Annotated in this window: 18 protein-coding genes; 17 read left to right on the top strand and 1 reads right to left on the bottom strand. The window is 38.0% G+C overall.

Annotated features, from left to right (window positions below; translation table 11 throughout):
* Positions 1-185: 185 nt before the first annotated feature.
* The 10 genes from rimP to IGL24_RS08635 all read left to right on the top strand — a co-directional run bounded on the left by rimP (position 186) and on the right by IGL24_RS08635 (position 9,509).
* Positions 186-659: a ribosome maturation factor RimP gene (rimP, locus tag IGL24_RS08680; protein WP_010735193.1), complete on the top strand. Its 474-nt coding sequence runs from the start codon at positions 186-188 to the stop codon at positions 657-659.
* Positions 660-681: 22 nt separating this feature from the next.
* Positions 682-1,869 carry a transcription termination factor NusA gene (gene nusA, locus IGL24_RS08675; RefSeq protein WP_207700071.1) on the top strand — a complete coding sequence of 396 codons (1,188 nt, stop codon included), beginning with the start codon at positions 682-684 and terminating at the stop codon, positions 1,867-1,869.
* A 23-nt stretch (positions 1,870-1,892) separates the two neighbouring features.
* Positions 1,893-2,186: an RNase P modulator RnpM gene (gene rnpM / locus IGL24_RS08670; protein ID WP_086283647.1), complete on the top strand. Its 294-nt coding sequence runs from the start codon at positions 1,893-1,895 to the stop codon at positions 2,184-2,186.
* Positions 2,183-2,494, top strand: a complete 312-nt coding sequence (locus IGL24_RS08665; protein WP_206857152.1) for a YlxQ-related RNA-binding protein — start codon at positions 2,183-2,185, stop codon at positions 2,492-2,494. Before rnpM ends, IGL24_RS08665 begins: the two co-directional genes overlap by 4 nt.
* A gap of 12 nt (positions 2,495-2,506) precedes the next feature.
* Positions 2,507-4,909 (top strand): translation initiation factor IF-2, encoded by a 2,403-nt coding sequence (gene infB, locus IGL24_RS08660; RefSeq protein ID WP_207115535.1) that lies wholly within the window; start codon positions 2,507-2,509, stop codon positions 4,907-4,909.
* A gap of 24 nt (positions 4,910-4,933) precedes the next feature.
* The gene (rbfA, locus tag IGL24_RS08655) at positions 4,934-5,281 is read left to right on the top strand and encodes a 30S ribosome-binding factor RbfA (protein WP_010735198.1); all 348 of its coding nucleotides are present in this window, start codon (positions 4,934-4,936) and stop codon (positions 5,279-5,281) included.
* A gap of 512 nt (positions 5,282-5,793) precedes the next feature.
* Positions 5,794-6,717, top strand: a complete 924-nt coding sequence (truB, locus tag IGL24_RS08650) for a tRNA pseudouridine(55) synthase TruB (protein ID WP_207115534.1) — start codon at positions 5,794-5,796, stop codon at positions 6,715-6,717.
* A gap of 7 nt (positions 6,718-6,724) precedes the next feature.
* A complete protein-coding gene (gene ribF, locus IGL24_RS08645) occupies positions 6,725-7,669 on the top strand; it encodes a riboflavin biosynthesis protein RibF (RefSeq protein ID WP_206857160.1) in 945 nt (314 codons plus the stop codon).
* A gap of 192 nt (positions 7,670-7,861) precedes the next feature.
* Positions 7,862-8,647: a glucose-1-dehydrogenase gene (locus tag IGL24_RS08640; RefSeq protein WP_207700070.1), complete on the top strand. Its 786-nt coding sequence runs from the start codon at positions 7,862-7,864 to the stop codon at positions 8,645-8,647.
* Between the two features lie 10 nt (positions 8,648-8,657).
* Positions 8,658-9,509: a GRP family sugar transporter gene (locus IGL24_RS08635; protein WP_207115532.1), complete on the top strand. Its 852-nt coding sequence runs from the start codon at positions 8,658-8,660 to the stop codon at positions 9,507-9,509.
* A gap of 46 nt (positions 9,510-9,555) precedes the next feature.
* Here the strand turns inward: IGL24_RS08635 and IGL24_RS08630 are convergent, their stop codons facing one another.
* Complete coding sequence (locus IGL24_RS08630) at positions 9,556-10,014, bottom strand: helix-turn-helix domain-containing protein (RefSeq protein ID WP_206857168.1); 459 nt, start codon at positions 10,012-10,014, stop codon at positions 9,556-9,558.
* Between the two features lie 1,034 nt (positions 10,015-11,048).
* On the opposite strand from IGL24_RS08630, the gene IGL24_RS08625 reads away from it, so the two are divergent.
* From IGL24_RS08625 to IGL24_RS08595, 7 genes are all read left to right on the top strand, one after another.
* On the top strand, positions 11,049-11,309 hold the full coding sequence (locus IGL24_RS08625) for a PqqD family peptide modification chaperone (protein ID WP_206857169.1): 261 nt from the start codon (positions 11,049-11,051) through the stop codon (positions 11,307-11,309).
* Positions 11,310-11,833: 524 nt separating this feature from the next.
* Positions 11,834-12,721 (top strand): 6-phosphofructokinase, encoded by an 888-nt coding sequence (locus IGL24_RS08620; RefSeq protein ID WP_207700383.1) that lies wholly within the window; start codon positions 11,834-11,836, stop codon positions 12,719-12,721.
* A 507-nt stretch (positions 12,722-13,228) separates the two neighbouring features.
* Positions 13,229-14,518 carry an electron transport complex subunit RsxC gene (rsxC, locus tag IGL24_RS08615; RefSeq protein ID WP_207700384.1) on the top strand — a complete coding sequence of 430 codons (1,290 nt, stop codon included), beginning with the start codon at positions 13,229-13,231 and terminating at the stop codon, positions 14,516-14,518.
* Complete coding sequence (locus tag IGL24_RS08610) at positions 14,515-15,501, top strand: RnfABCDGE type electron transport complex subunit D (protein WP_207700385.1); 987 nt, start codon at positions 14,515-14,517, stop codon at positions 15,499-15,501. Before rsxC ends, IGL24_RS08610 begins: the two co-directional genes overlap by 4 nt.
* A 271-nt stretch (positions 15,502-15,772) precedes the next feature.
* A complete protein-coding gene (locus IGL24_RS08605; protein WP_207115279.1) occupies positions 15,773-17,509 on the top strand; it encodes a glycosyl hydrolase family 28-related protein in 1,737 nt (578 codons plus the stop codon).
* Positions 17,510-17,942: 433 nt separating this feature from the next.
* Positions 17,943-18,317: a DUF4180 domain-containing protein gene (locus IGL24_RS08600; protein WP_429968434.1), complete on the top strand. Its 375-nt coding sequence runs from the start codon at positions 17,943-17,945 to the stop codon at positions 18,315-18,317.
* Positions 18,318-18,357: 40 nt separating this feature from the next.
* Positions 18,358-18,867 (top strand): AAA family ATPase, encoded by a 510-nt coding sequence (locus IGL24_RS08595; RefSeq protein WP_206857176.1) that lies wholly within the window; start codon positions 18,358-18,360, stop codon positions 18,865-18,867.
* The last annotated feature ends 183 nt before the right edge of the window (positions 18,868-19,050 follow it).

The following is a 19,050-nucleotide window of genomic DNA, read 5'->3' as shown; positions in this document are numbered from 1 at the left end:
AATGAATCAAAATGAAAGCAAAGAGTAGTAATGCTCGTTGCAAGTTGGTTATAATGATATGGCTTGTCATTTAGAGCGATTTATGTTATAGTTATTTAAGGTAATGATACTAACTGTGAGTGAGCGGAATTTTCGCTCACTCTTTTTAATGGAATTACGGATCTAATTTTAAGGAGGCGAAATCTTTGAGTAGCGTCGTTGAAACAGTCACAGAAATGGTGACACCGATCTTAGATGAACAAAAGTTTGAGCTGGTGGAAGTAGAATTTGTCAAAGAAGGAAAAAGCTGGTTTTTACGAGTGTTTATAGATAAAGAAGGCGGAATCGACATTGAAGAATGTGCATTTGTCAGCGAAAAATTAAGTGAAAAGCTTGATACGACAGAGCCAGACCCGATACCACAAGCATATTTCCTAGAGGTATCATCTCCAGGCGCAGAACGCCCTTTGAAAAAAGAGGCAGATTATGAAAAAGCACGAGGAGAGTATATCCATGTGTCTTTATATCAACCAGTTGACGGAGAAAAACAATATGAAGGATTTCTCCAATCATTTGATGCTGAACAGCTTACATTGAAGATACGCATAAAGACACGGGAAAAAGAAATTGTTTTTGACCGTAAGAATATTGCCAAAGCTCGCTTAGCAATCCAATTTTAATCACGGAGAGGAAACAGAAAAAATGAGTAAAGAAATGTTGAACGCGTTAGATGCTTTAGAGGCTGAAAAAGGAATCTCAAAAGAAATCGTGATCGACGCTTTAGAAGCTGCGTTAGTTTCTGCATACAAACGCCATTATGGGCAAGCACAAAACGTAGAAGTAGAATTTGAACAAAAAAAAGGTAAGATCCATGTCTATGCCGTGAAAGAAGTCACTGAAGAAGTGATGGATTCACAATTAGAAGTATCATTAAAAGATGCCTTATTGATCAATCCTGCTTATGAGATCGGTGATAAGATCCGTTTTGAAGTCACACCAAAAGATTTCGGTCGGATCGCTGCTCAAACGGCGAAGCAAGTGATCTTGCAACGTGTGCGTGAAGCGGAACGTACGATCATCTATAACGAATTCAGTGCATATGAAAAAGATATCATGCAAGGGATCGTTGAACGTCAAGACAAACGTTATATCTACGTCAATTTAGGTAAAATCGAAGCGGTACTCTCGAAACAAGACCAAATGCCAAATGAATTTTATCAACCACATGATCGTATCAAAGTATACGTCTCACGTGTTGAGAATACATCTAAAGGCCCACAAGTCTTTGTAAGCCGCAGTCATCCAGATCTTTTGCGTCGCTTGTTTGAACAAGAAGTGCCAGAAGTTTATGATGGCCTTGTTGAGATCGTCAGCGTAGCTAGAGAAGCGGGCGACCGTTCAAAAGTGGCTGTTCGTTCAACTGATCCGAATATCGATGCTGTCGGTACTTGTGTTGGTCCTAAAGGGCAACGTGTCCAAGCAATCGTGAATGAGTTGAAAGGCGAAAACATGGATATCGTTGAGTGGGACGAAGATCCTGCGGTATTCATTGCCAACGCATTGAACCCTTCACAAGTCGTTGATGTTATTTTCGACGAACAAAATCCAAAAGCTTGTACGGTCGTTGTACCAGATTACCAATTGTCATTAGCCATTGGTAAACGTGGACAAAATGCACGTCTAGCAGCAAAATTGACGAACCACAAAATCGACATCAAATCAGAATCAGATATGGCTGAATTTTATGAGAAGCAAGCACAGAGCGTGTCTGTGGAAGCCGAAGAGCAACATGATGAAGCTATCATCCAATCAGATTTGACAGATGATGAGTACCAAACGATTGCATTCAATGATGAAACGATCGAAGAAACAGATCAAGAAGAAATTTAACTGTCAGTGAAGGAGGCAAAGAGATGAAACAAAGGAAGATCCCTTTACGCAAATCTGTGGTTTCAGGTGAAATGAAACCCAAAAAAGAGATGATCCGTATCACCCGCTCGAAAGAAGGCGTGGTATCGATCGATCCTACTGGAAAAATGCCTGGACGAGGAGCGTATGTCTCACTTGAGCCGGAAGAAGTACAACAAGCATGGGATAAACATCTCTTGGATCGTGTACTTGAAGCTAAGCTAACAGATGAATTTTATCAAGAACTGCTGGATTATGTCACACACCAAAAAGCCAGAAAAGAGCTATTTGGCGAATGAGTCAAGTCAATCGGCAAAAAGCCATGAATCTTATTGGATTAGCGATGCGTGCAGGAAAAATGATCACAGGTGAAGAATTGACGATTGGAGAGATCCGCCGCCAAAAAGCGAAGATCGTTTTCGTCGCAAGTGATGCCAGTGAGAATACCAGAAAGAAAATCAAAGATAAGAGTTCGTATTACGAAGTTCCTTGCTTTGAGCTGTTTTCTGAGGAAGAAATCACTCAGATGATCGGCAAGCCTCGCAAAGTGATAGGGATCACTGACGCCGGCTTTGCAAAAAGGGTCAAGGAGCTAATTGAAGGTTAGGAAGGTGATTGCATGGGCAATAAACGAATTTATGAACTAGCGAAAGAATGGAATAAGTCTAGTAAAGAGGTCGTTGATAAAGCGCAGAAACTTGGAATCGATGTGAAAAATCACATGGGTGCGATCAGCACACAAGACGAAAAGAAACTGCAACAAGCGTTCAACCAACCACAGCAGAAAAAGCAACCAGTACAAAAAGCAAACCAAAAACCAGCCGGACAGCAGCCAAGTAACCAAAAGAAAACAAACGAACCATCGAACCAACAAAAAAATAAAAGTAACCGCAACTATCAAGATCGCGGTCAAGGGAGCGGTCAAGTGAATCAAGGAAAAAACCAATCAACAAATCAGAAGAGTAACCAGACAGGTGGAAACACTCAAAACCGTCAAGGGAATACTCAAAGCAACAACCAAAATCGCCAAGGAAACAACCAAGGCAGCACTCAAAACCGCCAAGGTACTACCCAAGGTAACAATCAGGGAAGTAACCAAAACCGTCAAGGAAACAACCAAGGCGGCGGACAAAATAGAAACAATAATAACAATCGCGGAAAATTCAACAATAATAACCGCAATCGTTTCAATAAAAAAGGGAAAAAAGGCAAACAGCAAACATCGAACAAGCCAGCAGTCCCACCACGTAAATTCCGTGAATTACCTGAAGTATTAGAATATACAGAAGGCATGAACGTGGCAGATATCGCGAAGAAAATCCACCGTGAACCAGCAGAGATCATCAAAAAATTATTTATGTTAGGTGTAATGGTCAACCAAAACCAAGCATTAGATAAAGACACGATCGAGTTATTAGCAACAGATTACGGAATGGAACCACAAGAAAAAGTCCAAGTAGATATCGCGGATATCGACAAATTCTTTGAAGCGGACGAAGTAGATCCAGACAAATTAGTTTCACGTCCGCCAGTTGTAACGATCATGGGACACGTTGACCATGGGAAAACAACTTTACTAGATACGTTACGTCATTCTCGTGTAACAAGCGGAGAAGCAGGTGGTATCACGCAGCATATCGGTGCTTACCAAATCGATATCGACGGCAAACCGATCACATTCTTAGATACACCAGGACACGCGGCCTTTACAAGTATGCGTGCGCGTGGTGCAAGTATCACAGATATCACGATCTTAGTTGTAGCAGCAGATGACGGTGTAATGCCACAAACAGTAGAGGCGATCAATCACGCCAAAGCAGCCGGCGTGCCAATCATCGTAGCAGTCAACAAAATCGATAAACCAGGAGCAAATCCGCAACACGTGATGCAAGAATTAAGTGAATATGAATTGATTCCTGAATCATGGGGTGGCGAAACGATCTTTGTCGAGATCTCAGCGAAATTCGGTCAAAATATCGAAGAACTATTAGAAATGATCCTTCTAGTTGCTGAAGTGGAAGACTTGAAAGCTGATCCAACGCAACGCGCGATCGGTACAGTGATCGAAGCACGATTAGACAAAGGAAAAGGCCCTGTGACAACTTTACTTGTTCAACAAGGTTCATTGAACGTCGGTGACCCAATCGTTGTCGGAAACACTTACGGTCGTGTACGTGTGATGGTCAACGATTTAGGACGCCGTGAAAAAACAGCTGGACCAGCAACACCGGTTGAGATCACAGGTTTGAATGATGTTCCTCAAGCAGGCGATCGTTTCGTTGTCTTTGAAGATGAGAAAACAGCTCGTGCAGCGGGTGAAGAACGTGGCAAACGTGCGATGTTAGAGCAACGTGCTGCAACTAGCCGTGTGACATTAGACAACCTATTCGAAAGCTTGAAAGAAGGCGAACTGAAAGAAGTCAACGTCATTATTAAAGCGGACGTACAAGGTTCTGCTGAAGCATTAGCTGCTTCATTGAAGAAAATCGATGTAGAAGGCGTACGTGTCAAGATCGTCCATTCTGCTGTTGGAGCAATCAATGAAAGTGATGTAACGCTTGCTGCAGCAAGTAATGCGATCATCATTGGTTTCAATGTTCGTCCAACACCTCAAGCGAAGATCCAAGCAGATACGGAAGAAGTAGATATCCGTCTACACCGCATCATTTATAAAGCAATCGAAGAAATCGAAACAGCGATGAAAGGGATGCTTGATCCTGAATTCGAAGAAAAAATCACTGGTCAAATGACTGTCCGTGAAACGTTCAAAGTATCAAAAGTTGGAACGATTGCGGGAGCCTTTGTAACAGATGGTTACATTCGTCGTGATAGCGGTGTGCGTGTGATTCGTGATGGTATCGTTATTTACGAAGGACAACTAGCAAGCTTGAAACGTTTCAAAGATGATGTGAAAGAAGTCAAAATGGGCTTTGAATGTGGTGCAATGATCGAGAAATTCAATGATCTTAAAGTGGACGATGTTATCGAAGGCTTTATCATGGAAGAAGTCAAAGTAGACTAATTTAAAAAAAGGAGGCCGCTCATTATGGCTAACTATCGTGACCGCAGAGTCGGTCAAGAAATTTTAAAAGAAGTGAATGATATCTTACGCAAAAAAGTACGTGATCCACGCGTGGAGAATGTAACGATCACAGATGTACATGTCACAGGTGATCTACAGCAGGCGACGATCTATTATAGTCTTTTATCTGACTTAGCTTCAGATAAGAAAAAAGCGCAAGAAGGGTTGAATAAAGCAAGTGGTCTGATTCGTCGGGAATTAGGACATAACATGAGCATTTACAAAACACCTGAATTGACGTTTGAATTAGATGAATCTGTTGTTTATGGTAATCACATCGATGAATTATTGCGTAATTTAAATAAAGATTAAGAAGCGAACGAACACTTTTTTCGTCTCGTAAGTCAAGAGAGGACGGATACGATCACTGTATCCGTCCTCTCTTTTTATATATTATTGATGTCAGTCCATCGTCAAAGAAACAAACACGAAATACAGCGGAAAAATCCAAAATAATAAGAATCATTTTCGAATTTTTTCGCTGTATCGCTAGCAGATGAATTTTGCCGCTTTGTCCGTTTTTGGGGAAAACAGCTTTCATCGATTTAAAAGCATTGATCAGAGATTGATCGACCAGAAAGTTAGCCTACTTTTTACCAGCTAACCACCCGTATAACCAATCAAAAGGTGCAAAGAAAAGATTTTCCATAGGTGCTCCCTCCTTTACAAAAGAATACCATCTTTCTATTTACAACAGTGTGAACTTTTGTTACGTTTATGTTTCTAAAACAAAATAATCGTACATTAATCGATCAAACACGTCAGTTTATACTACTTTGTGTTATAATAATTCAGTTAATACTTAAAAGAATGGAGACCAGATAATGGAAGGCTTATTACCTTTATGGAAAGAACGAGGCATGACTAGCCACGATTGTGTATTCAAATTACGAAAAATTTTACATACAAAAAAAATCGGACATGGGGGAACATTAGACCCTGATGTGGATGGTGTTCTTCCAATTTGTATTGGTAAAGCCACTAAAGTTATTGAATACTTGACGGATTCGGGGAAGACCTACCAAGGAGAGATCACCCTTGGATATAGTACGACCACCGAAGATAAATCTGGAGAGATCGTCGAACAGCAAGCAGTAGTCGAAGCGTTGACAGAGGCCCAAATCGATGAAGCGATGGCTTCTTTTGTCGGTGAGATCACACAGATTCCGCCAATGTACTCTGCCGTGAAAGTCAACGGTCGCCGTTTATACGAATATGCACGAAATAACGAAACAGTGGAACGCCCTGTTCGAACAGCACACATCTATCGGTTTGAACGAACCAGTGAGCTTGTATGGTCAAAGGAAACAGGTACAATTTCTTGGCGCTTTGAAGTAGAATGCGGCAAGGGTACTTATGTCCGGACGTTAGCTGTTGATACAGGAAGTAAATTAGGCTATCCTGCTCATATGTCCGATTTGACGAGAACAGCAAGTGCGGGGATGGATCAATCACAAGCAATCACGCTCGCTCAAGTAGCCGCTTATATGGAAGCAGGAACGATCGAAGAGTATCTTCTGCCAATCGAAACAGGCGTGGCGAAATTCAAACAGGTTGAGATCAATGAGGCAGTATGGCAAAAAGTTAAAAATGGAATGCGCCTAGATTACCAAGTATTTGGTCTGCCAGAGATGCCATCAGAAGAAATCGCGCTTTTTTATCAAGGAAAAGTAGTGAGTATCTACCAACCAAATCCAAAAGAAAAAAATAAGTTGAAACCAAGCAAAGTTTTAAGAAATGAGGTTTAATGTAAAAATGGAAATCATCAAAATCAGACACCCTTACCAAGCTACTCAAATTCCGAAAGAAGACGTCGTATTGATCTTAGGTTTTTTTGACGGTGTTCATTTAGGACATCAGAAAGTCATTGAAATCGGTCGGACGATTGCCCAAAAAGAGGGTCTGAAATTGGCATTGATGACATTCAATCAACATCCGTCAATCGTCTTTAAAAAAATCAATCCAAGCGACGTTAAATACTTGACTACCTTGGAACAAAAAGAAGCAAAGATGGCAGAACTTGGTATCGATTATCTTTACGAAATTGAATTTACTTCTGCGTTTGCTCATCTGGCTCCTCAAGATTTTGTGGATCAGTACATCGTAGGACTAAACGCCAAGTATGCTGTTTCTGGCTTTGATTATACCTACGGACCGAAAGAGATTGCGGATGTTCCTCATCTTCCTGGTTATGCGAAAGGTCGCTTTGAAGTCGTTACTGTACCAAAAGAGCAGCAAGAAGGAGAAAAAATCAGCTCGTCACGTATCCGTGAAGAGTTAGACGCCGGAGATGTTGCAACTGTTGCTAGCTTATTAGGCTATCATTATGAAATCGATGGGGTAGTTATTCATGGGGATGCCCGTGGTCGATTACTAGGATTTCCAACAGCCAATGTCAAAGTCAAAAGTACCGTTCATTTACCAAAAGTAGGTGTCTATGTTTGTGAAATCAAGGTTGGTGACACTTGGTACCCAGCGATGGGATCAATCGGACATAACGACACATTCGGTGATGGCCGTGAATTGACAGTCGAATTGTATATCTTAGATTTTGACCAAGATATCTATGGCGAGCATGTCTATATTCGCTGGCATGAATTTATTCGCGATCAAGTGAAGTTTGATGGCGCAGAAGCTTTGATCGAACAATTGCGAGCAGATGAGCAAATAACTGCTGAATTTTTTGAACAGACGAAGTAATTGAAGCAAGTTTTTGAAATGGAAAGAGGCTGATCATACAGTCTCTTTTTTTGTTTTGAAAATCATTATGCAATTTTCATGGTGCGTATGATTTGCTTTCCCCCACACTGCGTAGTGTACACTGTCTTTATAGCTGATTATAAACAAATGAAAACATTTGTTATTTTCGTAAATAAAGAAAGGATGTCCGTGATGTATAAAGAACTAGAAAACAAAGTAGCAGTAGTAACAGGTGGGTCGAAAGGAATCGGTACAGCGATCTCTCAGCGATTTGGAGAAGAAAAGATGCGAGTAGTCGTAAACTATCATTCCGATGCTGAAGGGGCAGAAGAAGCGGTCAAAACGATTGAACAAGCGGGTGGAGAAGCTGTAGCAGTCAAAGCTGACGTAGGGACAGAAGAGGGCGTACAAGCATTAATCGATCAAGCAATTGAAACTTATGGCCAATTAGATGTATGGGTCAATAATGCCGGGACTGAAAACCAAAAGCCAACACATGAATTAAGCTTGGAAGAATGGGAAACAGTGATGCAAGTCAACTTGACAGGCGTCTTTTTAGGAACAAAGGCGGCCATCAATTACTTCAAGAAACACAATGTAAAAGGCAATATCATCAATCTTTCATCCGTCCATGAACAAATCCCATGGCCAACTTTTTCACATTATGCTGCATCAAAAGGTGGCGTCAAACTATTCACTCAAAGTGTTGCGATGGAATACGCCCCTGAAGGAATACGTATCAATAGTATTGGTCCGGGAGCAATCAAAACACCGATCAATGCCGAAAAATTTGATGATCCAGAACAAAAAGCGACAACAGAAAGCATGATTCCCATGGAACGCATCGGAAAACCAAATGAAGTTGCGGCTGCCGCTGCCTGGTTGGCTTCGGATGAAGCAAGCTACGTCACAGGTATCACACTATTTGTAGATGGTGGTATGACGCTTTATCCTTCATTTCAAGGTGGGAAAGGGTAGGGATTGATCAATGGGAATCTTGATTGCATTAATACCAGCGATTGGTTGGGGAATCCAACCGCTTGTTTTGAAAAAAATTGGTGGGCGTCCCACAAATGAAATATTAGGTACAGGGATAGGGGCATTGTTAGTTGGCCTGATTGTTCAATTGGTGATGTCACCAGGTGGTATTTCAATTTCCACGTTTTTGATCAGTCTTTTATCGGGATCATTTTGGGTCATTGGACAAATCGGCCAATACACCACATTCAATTTGATCGGTGTTTCAAAAACAATGCCAATTTCGACTGCGATGCAACTTGTTGGAACCTCTTTGATCGGTGTTTTCGCTTTTGGTGAATGGTCAGGGACAACAGGGAAAATCATCGGAGGTGCGGCGATCGTCTTACTAGTGATTGGCTCGGCATTGACAGCAATCACCGATGGAGGAAGCAAACAAGGTGGAATAACGAAAGGCATTTCGATTCTTGCCTCTACGAGTATCGGTTATTGGGTATATAGTGCATTACCTAAATTAGTCAATGCAGACGGGGTAGCAATCTTCTTTCCACAAATGTTAGGTGTGTTCTTAGCAGCAGCCATCTACGTCGTCTTGAAACAACCTAAAGCGTATGGAGACGATAAGAGTTGGAAAGCAACGATCGTCGGCGTCATTTTTAGTTTAGCCGCATTTGCTTATATATTTTCTGCAAACGCCAATGGGGTGGCGACTGCATACATCATTACACAAATGAATGTGGTGATTTCTACACTAGGTGGTATGGTCATTTTACATGAAAAGAAAAGTAAAAAAGAATTGAAATACACGTTGATCGGATTAGCCTTGATCGTCGGAGGAAGCATGATCACCGTGTTGATATAGAAAAAAACATAGTAAGACATTGAGAAATAAAATGTCTTACTATGTTTTATTTTGGTGTACTCAACCAGATATCTGTTTGTTTTAAAACAGCTTCGTTGAACCAGGCACCAAAACTTTGAACATAATTAAAATTACCACTGATAATAAATTCCACGCACTCATCATCCAAGACATTATAAAAGAAGTAACGATCTTCTTTATTTGAATAAACATCTTGATGATAACTGATCATCCGATCGCGAAATTGATGCAAAGACTCTAATGATTCGTACTGAAGATAGAATTTAAGGACAACGGCACTTTCTATTACTCGATCGCTCCCATCAAAGCTAGGTTTCGTTTTGAAAGAGAATTGAAGAAAATCTGACAGATCTTCTTCAGAAAATCGCCATTTTCCTCCAACTTTTGTTCCATGAAGTTTGCCTTCACGCAAATAATTGCGCACAGATCGAGTCGTTACTCCGAGTAGCTCGGCAAGTTGGTTAACTGAATAATACGGGCCCATCTTTTTTCCTTCTTTCACTTTTATTGTATGTTTAAAATAACTATTACTAAGTAAATTTAGATCAATGATTTGTGAAACTAATTGACAATCGATTATATAAAATCAATAAAAATAGCTGAAAAAGAAATCAAGGACATCTTTCATGTTATTATACTCAAAATAAAGTATGAAGACCATACGTTTTGAAGATTATTGTTATGTTTTCCTATATTTTCAAATAGTTATCAATAAATAAAAATACCAAGTAAATCATTCAACTATCGATTTATTTCGAAAAATTGTACAAATTAAAGCACAGTATACATGTTCTTTCAAAAATAGCTGAAGTCTAATTAGGAAAATCAGCAGACTCTTAAATTTCCTCAGATTAGAAAAGATGAAACATATAGGAAAATTATGTTTGAGTTCCTATATTTTCCTAACAAATATATTGACTTTTATATTAATAACGTTATACTAAAGTTAGGAAAAAAGAGATGAGTTTTTCCTAATTGATGGAAAGGAGGAAAGTGATAGTTAGTCAACAAGAAGGAATCTATCTATGAAGGATGAATGACTCTATATTACGAATTGATGTTATACAATTGATATAGATGCTTCATAGATAAAACAAAGCTTACACCGTTCTTTTTTATTCTAGAAAACAAAGTTAGCACACTAAAAAACTCCCCTTTTTTATATAGACTAACTTTAGTTTCCTAAAAATTCCCTTATCTGCGAGGCAAATTACTTCGTCTATGATTTGTCTCGCAGTAATCGATTGAATAAATCAACGATGTCAAGGCTTAAATCAGAATGATATAGTTTTTCAATACAATAATTCATACATTTTACATAACGTTTTGAATTGAAAGAAACTATCTATTCGCTTTTAAATGTTTAAAATCAAAGTAAATACAGGAATCAATCACCCAATTAGAATAAGGATACTGTTGTCTTTGAAATATAAATGCAAGGGTGAGAGATGATTATCGTTCCGTTCAAGTAGAGAAATTTTATTGTATTCGAATAGCTAGATACAAGGAGAGAAACCAATGAAGTTAAGCAAAGCAATCGCTTATGAAAAACTAGGTAAAACAATTTATTTATCAGCAGATGACGGAATCCTTCTATTGGAAAATGAAGTAACGACCTATATTTTCGAGCTTCTAAAAAAAGAACAGACCCTCACAGAGATCAAAGAAAAAGTGAAAGAAAAATTCAAGCAAATGAATGAGTATACAAAAGAAGTATCCGATTTATTTATTGAGAATTTTTTAGCGGATCTATTAAACCGAGCAATCATAGTGAAGTGAAGGTTTAAATACATTGTTGCATGTTTGATAATTCAACATCAAACAGCTCTACTTTTTAATATCCTGACATATTTTCTGGTATAGAAGATCTTGCAAAAAGCTTAAAGCTGTTTAATTTTGAGTTATCGAACGAAAATAGAATAATATCCATCGATCGCAAGTTAAACTTGCGGTCTTTTTTCATTTTGATAGAAGTGAAAAACAGGTTTGAAGATGATAGAAATAGGATATCCCTGTGCTTTTTTCTGTCATTTGAAAAACCTCTATGCTATATTGGAATAAATATGGTATATTTTACTTAAATAGAAATAGCGAGAAAAAATGGCTTTTCGGGAGATGGATTGAAGTATCTAGTCACATCCATTCATTTTTTATCATATAAATGATATCGGTTACATCGATAGTGCATATCTGTGCATCACGATCGTAACCATTTAGACGATAATTGAAAAAAAGATGCGTATTTTATTAAAAAGGATTGGTAATCAAAATCAATGAACAAGTATAGTGAGGAGAAGACGGATATGGCGAAAAAAGTGGGGATTTTATCGATAGAAGGATATGTAAAAGGAGCAGAACGGTTGGTAGAACAGATTGCACTAGCTGCCCCTGAACAAGAAATCGAATTGCTAGCAATCAGTTACACCGAAGAACAAGTGATAAAAACAAAGTTGGATCGAAATGCCAACAACTGGCATTTGTTTGATTGTTCGTATTTGAGTATGGTAACTAATCAAGCAAAGTATGAGTTTTTACAATCATTAAAAAAAGATAGCTACGATTGCTTGATCGTCTTAGGTGGGACTATGAGTGTCGAGTTTGCAAATGAACTACGCAATCATGGATTTCCAGTAATCACTGTGCCAGTCTCTAACTATTTGGACTATCCAAGTGGTGACTATACAGTAGGCTCGGATACATTTATCAACGGAGTGGCGAAAGTGATTGATCGAATCGTCGATACCGGACATTCTCACCAAAAAGTGACATTTATCCAAATTGATGATACTCACAGTGGAAAAGTAACGAAAGAACTATCTTTGACGAATGAGATCGATGTTTGTATTGCTAGTGAATTTGATTTAACGACGAATAAAAAATATCTGTTGAAACATATGAGCAGTCATCCTATGTACTTTTTACTGAATCGCTCAGTTAGTTCAATCGAATCTTTTGTTGCAACATTTTGCCCCACCTTATCAGACTACCGAAGCATTGTTTTAGACAATTTAGCGATTGGCCAGTCCATGGTCACTGCTTTTGATCGGATTTCTGTGATCAAGTTGGGACACGCGGTAACTCACTTGCTAGATGATGGGTGTTTGGATGCAGAACTATATTTCTCGAATGGGAAAGTGTTGCTTGAACAATCTCTCTATGATAAAAATACGGAGAAACAAATCGCGAAATAAACAGTGTAATACCTTCCTCACAAGATATCTAATTTATGATGAACCAAATCTTTTAGTGCAAAATGCAATCAACAAGTATAACGATCAGTAGCTATGAAAAAGTCTTAATTCAAAATGACATTTGAGTTAGGACTTTTTTATTGTTATTTAGCAAAAGCATTAGATAAAAATTTTTATAAAATACTCTTTTATATATCTCCGTAACATGTTATTATATTTACACAAAACAGTTATTTTATGTTAGGTTGTATTCTTTTGCCGTATTTAGAAACAGTCTGGAATATTATAAATTTTAGATTTACTTTGAGCAAACGAGATTAATTTTTCTCACTTGCTTGTCAGATTTAATTTTGTTTTGTATAAAAAATATTTTGTTATTATAGGGGGAGAAATGAAAAGATTTGGTTATCGTAAAAAATATGAATGGATCGGATTAGGTATGCAATTAGCATTAGTAGCGATCGGTTTGATCTATTACTTTTGTATCTATCGTTAGGGGAATGAAAAATGAAAATAATAGTAAAGAAACGTTTAAGTGGCGTTCCTCTTGAAAAAAGGAAGGACACCGCGCAAAAGGTTATTGAGAAACTAACACCACCGAAAAAAATTATATTACCAATGTCCATGCATCTTGGAAAACCTGCTAAAGTTGTGGTCAAAGTGGGTGATAAAGTGGCAATTGGTACAATCGTTGGTGAAAAAGACGGACTGATATCTGCCAATGTTCATAGTTCCGTTTCAGGAGTCGTCAAAAAAATTGAAAACCGGATGATCAATCATCAATCAACTAAGGTAGTTATCATAGAAAATGACTTCTCAGATCGCATCGAATCATTACATACAAAAAACAAAGAGTTACATAGCATAGTAGAAAATGCAGGAATCGTTGGTATGGGAGGTGCTGGCTTTCCAACGAATGTAAAGCTACAACCTAATGACGAACAACCTATCCATACTTTGATCATCAATGCGGCAGAATGTGAACCAGCTATTACCAGTGATCGACGATTGTTGATTGAAAAAACAGAAGAAATAATAAAAAGTATCCAACTTATTTTAGATACGTATCAAATTAAAAAAGCAATGATTGCGATTGAAAAATCATCAATGGAAACAATCGCCCATTTGCGTAAAAATTTGACCGACCCACGTATCCAGTTACATATACTCGGTGATCTATACCCACAAGGCGCAGAAAAATTAGTGATCAAACATGTATTATCTCAAGAAATTCCTAAGGATAAGCTACCTTTTGATTTAGGTGTGATCACACTAAATGTAGCGACCGTTCACAGTATTTTTATTGCTTCAGTCAAACAAATCGCTTCCGTAGAACGAGTTGTAACAGTCTCAGGAACACCAATCAAAGAAGGGAAAAATTTGTGCGTACGGATCGGCACACCAGTGGAAGCATTGATTGATGCTTGTGGTGGATTTACGTCCTCACCTTGTAAGATGTTAAACGGTGGACCAATGATGGGCAAACTGATCCAATCATTAGACGAACCAGTGACAAAAACGACAAATCTGATTTTAGCATTATCTGAAGGGGAGGCAACGATTCCTGAGGAACAAATGTGTATCAAATGCAGTGAATGTGTAAATGCCTGTCCAGTCGGCTTACATCCAATCTTGATCAGCCAAGCATTTCGTCATCAAGATCTACAAACAGCTGAACAACTAGGTGCGTTAAATTGTTTGGAATGTGGTGCGTGCTCATTTATCTGTCCTTCAAAAATCGATTTATTAAAAGATATCAGAGCGGTTAAAAATCAGATCATGGAGGCAAAAAGATGAGTGAACGATATACAGGTAATGGAACGGTCAATGGGCCACATATCCGTAATGGGTGGACAAGTCAGTGGAAAATGAAACAAGTGTTGATTGCACTCTTATTTCCAACGACCGGCGCGCTTTATTTCTTCGGTTGGTATTCTTTGGTGATGATCACTACTAGTATTATCACTTGTGTGTTACTCGAAACACTTGTCCAAAAGGCGACCAAACAACCAGTTACGATCAATGATTTAACAGCTGTGATCACCGGTTGGCTCCTCGCTTTGACGTTGCCAACTAGCGCACCTTTGTGGACAGTAGTTATCGGAGATTTTATTGCTATTGTTCTTGTAAAGCATCTAGGCGGGGGATTAGGACGTAACTGGATCAATCCAGCAGTAGCAGCACGCGTACTACTAAAGCTCTTTTTATCTCCTTGGATCACTAATTGGATCGCCCCAGGACCAGATGTAGTCACGACTGTAACACCACTCGTAGCGCTCGGACACTTTTCTCGAGAAGTTAGTGTAACTACCCCCGAATGGTGGAAACTATTCTTAGGGATCGACTTAGGTGGACCAATGGGCGAAACGAGCAAATTGCTTCTATTGATCGCTGGCGGTTACTTGATCCTGCGAAAAATAATCAATCCATTGGTTCCTCTATTGACGCTAAGCGCATTTTATCTTGCGATTTTGATTTATAGCCAGTTCAATTTTGTTTTTGCCACAGCACATTTACTCAGTGGCGCATTGATCATGGCATCGGTCTTTATGGTTACAGACTATACGACTTCCCCTATGACAGACAAAGGAAAGTATTATTTTGCTATCGGTTGTGGTGTGGTTTGTGCCATTTTGAGAATCGTCTTAGATTTACCAGGTGGCATTGGAGTAGCGATTGTTGTCATGAATCTAGCGGTACCGTTCATTGATCAATGGACCATGCATCGAGTCTATGGTGAGAAAAGATTGAAGATAACTTCAATAATTGATAACAAATAGAACTGTCACCCGACTAGAGAAATTTAGTCGGGTATTTTAATATGTAGTTCTACTTAACTATCTTTTTGTGAAAGAAATCAAAAATTTCACCCATGAATGAAATTTTTGGTTGTAGAACGATTCATTTATTTGCTACTCTACAAGGGATATCGTTTGTTATTTTATCTTGTGTTGAAACAGAAAAAGTAGCACTATTCCAAATGATAACGAAATACTTTCTATTTAGAATGATAACTAAACATGTCTAAATGAAAAAAGATTGGAGAGTCAAATGAATAAACTACAACTAAAAATGATGCTATGTTTTCTGGTTCTGTTTTTAATAAACCTACCAGTTAATGCAAAAGCTGAAGCAACGAATGAGTTAGTTGATCGAAAAAATTTTTCATCTCAACACACCGATTGGTTAGATGCAACAGATGTGACTATTTTTGGTGAGCATGCATTACAACTTGGAAGCTTAGAAGATCAGTCAGATTCATTACAAAAAATTATCGATCGCACTAATTCTTTAACCAAACAGCTATATATTCCGGCTGGTACGTATATTATCAATAAAAATGTAGTGTTAAGAAGTGGCCTCAAGATCAGAGGAGAAGAAGAGAATCCAACAATATTGAAAAATGAAACAGGACAAAACGTTTATTTGTCAGATGAAAATTATCAGACGAGCCAAAATATTGAGATTCAGTTATTATTTTTCGACGGAGTAGGAATTTTTACACGTTTAGCAAATAATATCACCATCAATGATAATGTGTTTTATCATCCTGTCTCTTTGTACCCGATCAACTTACAGACGTCCAATGGGGCAACCATTCAGAACAATATCTTTATGAGAGACCATGACCATGCAACGCCAGATACAGAAAATCGTGCAATCTATATTGGTGGTTTTTCGACAGTTGGAAGATATGAATATATGGAAAATGTAGAGATTACAGATAATCTATTTGGATTACGGATCAATGAGTTAGAGGCAATCAAGAGCTTTAGCAATCCTGAAATCATCAAAACCATTGATCGTCTACAATCTGCGTTAGAGTCTAAGCAAATCGCTCTTGAACATAATGAACAAAACTATCTTTCTTGTGCTGTCAATTCATATAGTAATTCGAAAAATGTTTTGATAAAAAATAATTTCTTCCAGCAAATGTACGAGAATAAGGATCGATATGGTGTGGTGGGCGATCATGCCATTTATCTAAGAGGATCACAGAATGTTCAGGTTGTAGGCAATCACGTTCGTGGATTGCAAAATGGACCGTATGGTGGATTTAAATTCAAATCAGGACGTGACATCACGATCATGAATAATTATCTACGTAATACAGGTATTATTATGTACGAAACACCAGAATTCGGACTAGGTGATAGTTTTGCTCAAGGGCAAGTAGCTGAGTTATCGAATTGGTTAGTAGCAAATAACGTCTTTGATTTTAAAGAATGGCAGGATAAATACGCGATTGGGATAGAGTATAATCGGCATACTGGAAAAGACAATGTATTTAATGGGGTATTCATTGATAATAAATTTATCAATTACCACAATATTCCTGCTAACCGCAGAAGAGAGCTGCTGATCATGAATCAAGCTTCTGAAGGTTTTAAAGGAGAGACAACGTATGTTTCTGGCAATACACGTGATGACACGCCTGATCGTCAATTGAATGTTGAGTTTTGGTCCTCAGCAGAGTATGAAAAAATGCCAAAGGATTGGAGAAATTTGATCGATTCCACGCTGTATGACCAATATAAAGGAGCGGAAGTACCAATACAAGATGCTTTTCCTGTTGGGCAGACGGTTGAGATTGTTTTAGGAGAACCATATGATCCGTTTGATTTTGTTGATCACACCCATACAGAAGAAAATGATCGCCCTGAAATCACTATTTTGAACCCTGAAGTTCTATCAAAGGTTGGTCAACACCAGCTAGAACTAATGCTTTTCTATCCAAATGGGCGAACAGTCCGTGCGATAGCAAATGTGACGGTTCTGTTTCAATAAAAAATTTTAGGTGGTCCCACAAACACGTTGAAACTTTTGGAGAAATTACTTTCTTCCAAAAGTCAGAAGAATTAGAAGCGTTTCTGCCAGATAAAGATTCAGAAGGAGTCATTTTATAAGAAATACTATGTTTGCAGGACCATTTTTGATTGAAAAGGCATTGCCAATGAACTTCGCTAAATAGGTGATTCTAACAAAAGAACAAACGTATGAAGTTGCTCATATTTTTTTGCATTAATAAAATAAACCAAAATTGGTTGCACATAAAAAAATAGCTCGTAAAAATCAAGAAACTGTTCAAGTTTTAGGATTTCACGAGTTATTTTTTTATCGATTTTTTAGCAGTCATATTTGTAACAAAAAATAAGCAGCAAGTAAGTAAAATGTTCCAAAAATGAATCCGCCACTATGATATACTTAAAAAAAACAAGAGGTGAGACAATTGTTGGTAAACGTAGTTGAAAAAAACAAAAAGAACATCGTAGTGATTGAAATGGAAAATCATAAACCACTGATTTTTGATACTGCCTCTGCCTTAGATTTGGCAATGTCATTAAATTATCACTATCAAACAACTGATATCATTCTAAGGAAAGAAGCCGTAATCAATGGATTTTATGATCTAAGTTCAGGAATAGCAGGAGAAATTTTGCAAAAATATATCAATTATGATATCCATTTAGCAATCATTGGTGATTTTAGTGAAGGCAGTCAAGCGCTGAAGGATTTTATTCGAGAAGCAAACAAAGGGAATAACTTCTATTTTGTATCAACTTTTGAGGAGGCTGTGGACTGCTTGGGGAAATGATTGTTTTGAAAAATTATAAAAACTGAAGGAAGGATAGTAAATGAATAGTCAATTAATTATTTTGCGTGGCAATTCTGCAAGCGGAAAATCTACCATCGCATCAAAAATTAGAGCATCATTTCCTCGAGGAGAAGTGATGCTGATCGCTCAGGATGAAGTCAGATTAAACATCCTCAACGTAAAAGACCGCATAGAAAATCCTACGGCTGACTTGATCCAATCCATCGCATTATTTGGGCAAGGGAAATTTAAAATCATTGTGATAGAAGGGATACTAGGCAGTCATATTTATAAAGAGATGTTTGTTGAGCTAGTTACGAATTTTCAACAGAATGCGCATATTTATTACTTTGATATCCCTTTTGAGGAAACAGTGAATCGGCATAAAACAAGAGAGAAAAGTGTCCAATGGGGTGAAACAGTCATGAAAAAATGGTGGCTGGAAAAAGACTATTTGAGATTAGACAATGAAAAAACAATAACTGGTGATATGTCAGAAGAAGAGATTCTCGAAATGATCTTAAAAGACCTCGTAAAATGTAATAGTTAGTTATGTAGTATAACTAGAAATAATCCATACTTTATAATTTTAGAAGGTAAATAATTTGATCTGGAATAAAGAGAAAAACATTAGAATATAATTAATAGGATAGAATCCAGAACTTTTGCGTATATTTTTATAAGAAAGTCGTTAAATCAAAAGGTCACTCGCTCATACGTTCCTTAAAGCTTA

It is taken from the genome of Enterococcus sp. DIV2371 (assembly GCF_050498525.1).
GTDB classification, from domain to species: domain Bacteria; phylum Bacillota; class Bacilli; order Lactobacillales; family Enterococcaceae; genus Enterococcus_B; species Enterococcus_B mangumiae.
This window is presented reverse-complemented; position numbering and strand designations above follow the sequence as displayed.

Excerpts from the sequence above, each read along its gene's own strand:
- nusA (WP_207700071.1), top strand. The coding sequence starts at position 682 with ATGAGTAAAGAAATGTTGAACGCGTTAGATGCTTTAGAGGCTGAAAAA.
- rnpM (WP_086283647.1), top strand. The coding sequence starts at position 1,893 with ATGAAACAAAGGAAGATCCCTTTACGCAAATCTGTGGTTTCAGGTGAA.
- IGL24_RS08665 (WP_206857152.1), top strand. The coding sequence starts at position 2,183 with ATGAGTCAAGTCAATCGGCAAAAAGCCATGAATCTTATTGGATTAGCG.
- infB (WP_207115535.1), top strand. The coding sequence starts at position 2,507 with ATGGGCAATAAACGAATTTATGAACTAGCGAAAGAATGGAATAAGTCT.
- rbfA (WP_010735198.1), top strand. The coding sequence starts at position 4,934 with ATGGCTAACTATCGTGACCGCAGAGTCGGTCAAGAAATTTTAAAAGAA.
- truB (WP_207115534.1), top strand. The coding sequence starts at position 5,794 with ATGGAAGGCTTATTACCTTTATGGAAAGAACGAGGCATGACTAGCCAC.
- ribF (WP_206857160.1), top strand. The coding sequence starts at position 6,725 with ATGGAAATCATCAAAATCAGACACCCTTACCAAGCTACTCAAATTCCG.
- IGL24_RS08640 (WP_207700070.1), top strand. The coding sequence starts at position 7,862 with ATGTATAAAGAACTAGAAAACAAAGTAGCAGTAGTAACAGGTGGGTCG.
- IGL24_RS08635 (WP_207115532.1), top strand. The coding sequence starts at position 8,658 with ATGGGAATCTTGATTGCATTAATACCAGCGATTGGTTGGGGAATCCAA.
- IGL24_RS08630 (WP_206857168.1), bottom strand. The coding sequence starts at position 10,014 with ATGGGCCCGTATTATTCAGTTAACCAACTTGCCGAGCTACTCGGAGTA.
- IGL24_RS08625 (WP_206857169.1), top strand. The coding sequence starts at position 11,049 with ATGAAGTTAAGCAAAGCAATCGCTTATGAAAAACTAGGTAAAACAATT.
- IGL24_RS08620 (WP_207700383.1), top strand. The coding sequence starts at position 11,834 with ATGGCGAAAAAAGTGGGGATTTTATCGATAGAAGGATATGTAAAAGGA.
- rsxC (WP_207700384.1), top strand. The coding sequence starts at position 13,229 with ATGAAAATAATAGTAAAGAAACGTTTAAGTGGCGTTCCTCTTGAAAAA.
- IGL24_RS08610 (WP_207700385.1), top strand. The coding sequence starts at position 14,515 with ATGAGTGAACGATATACAGGTAATGGAACGGTCAATGGGCCACATATC.
- IGL24_RS08605 (WP_207115279.1), top strand. The coding sequence starts at position 15,773 with ATGAATAAACTACAACTAAAAATGATGCTATGTTTTCTGGTTCTGTTT.
- IGL24_RS08595 (WP_206857176.1), top strand. The coding sequence starts at position 18,358 with ATGAATAGTCAATTAATTATTTTGCGTGGCAATTCTGCAAGCGGAAAA.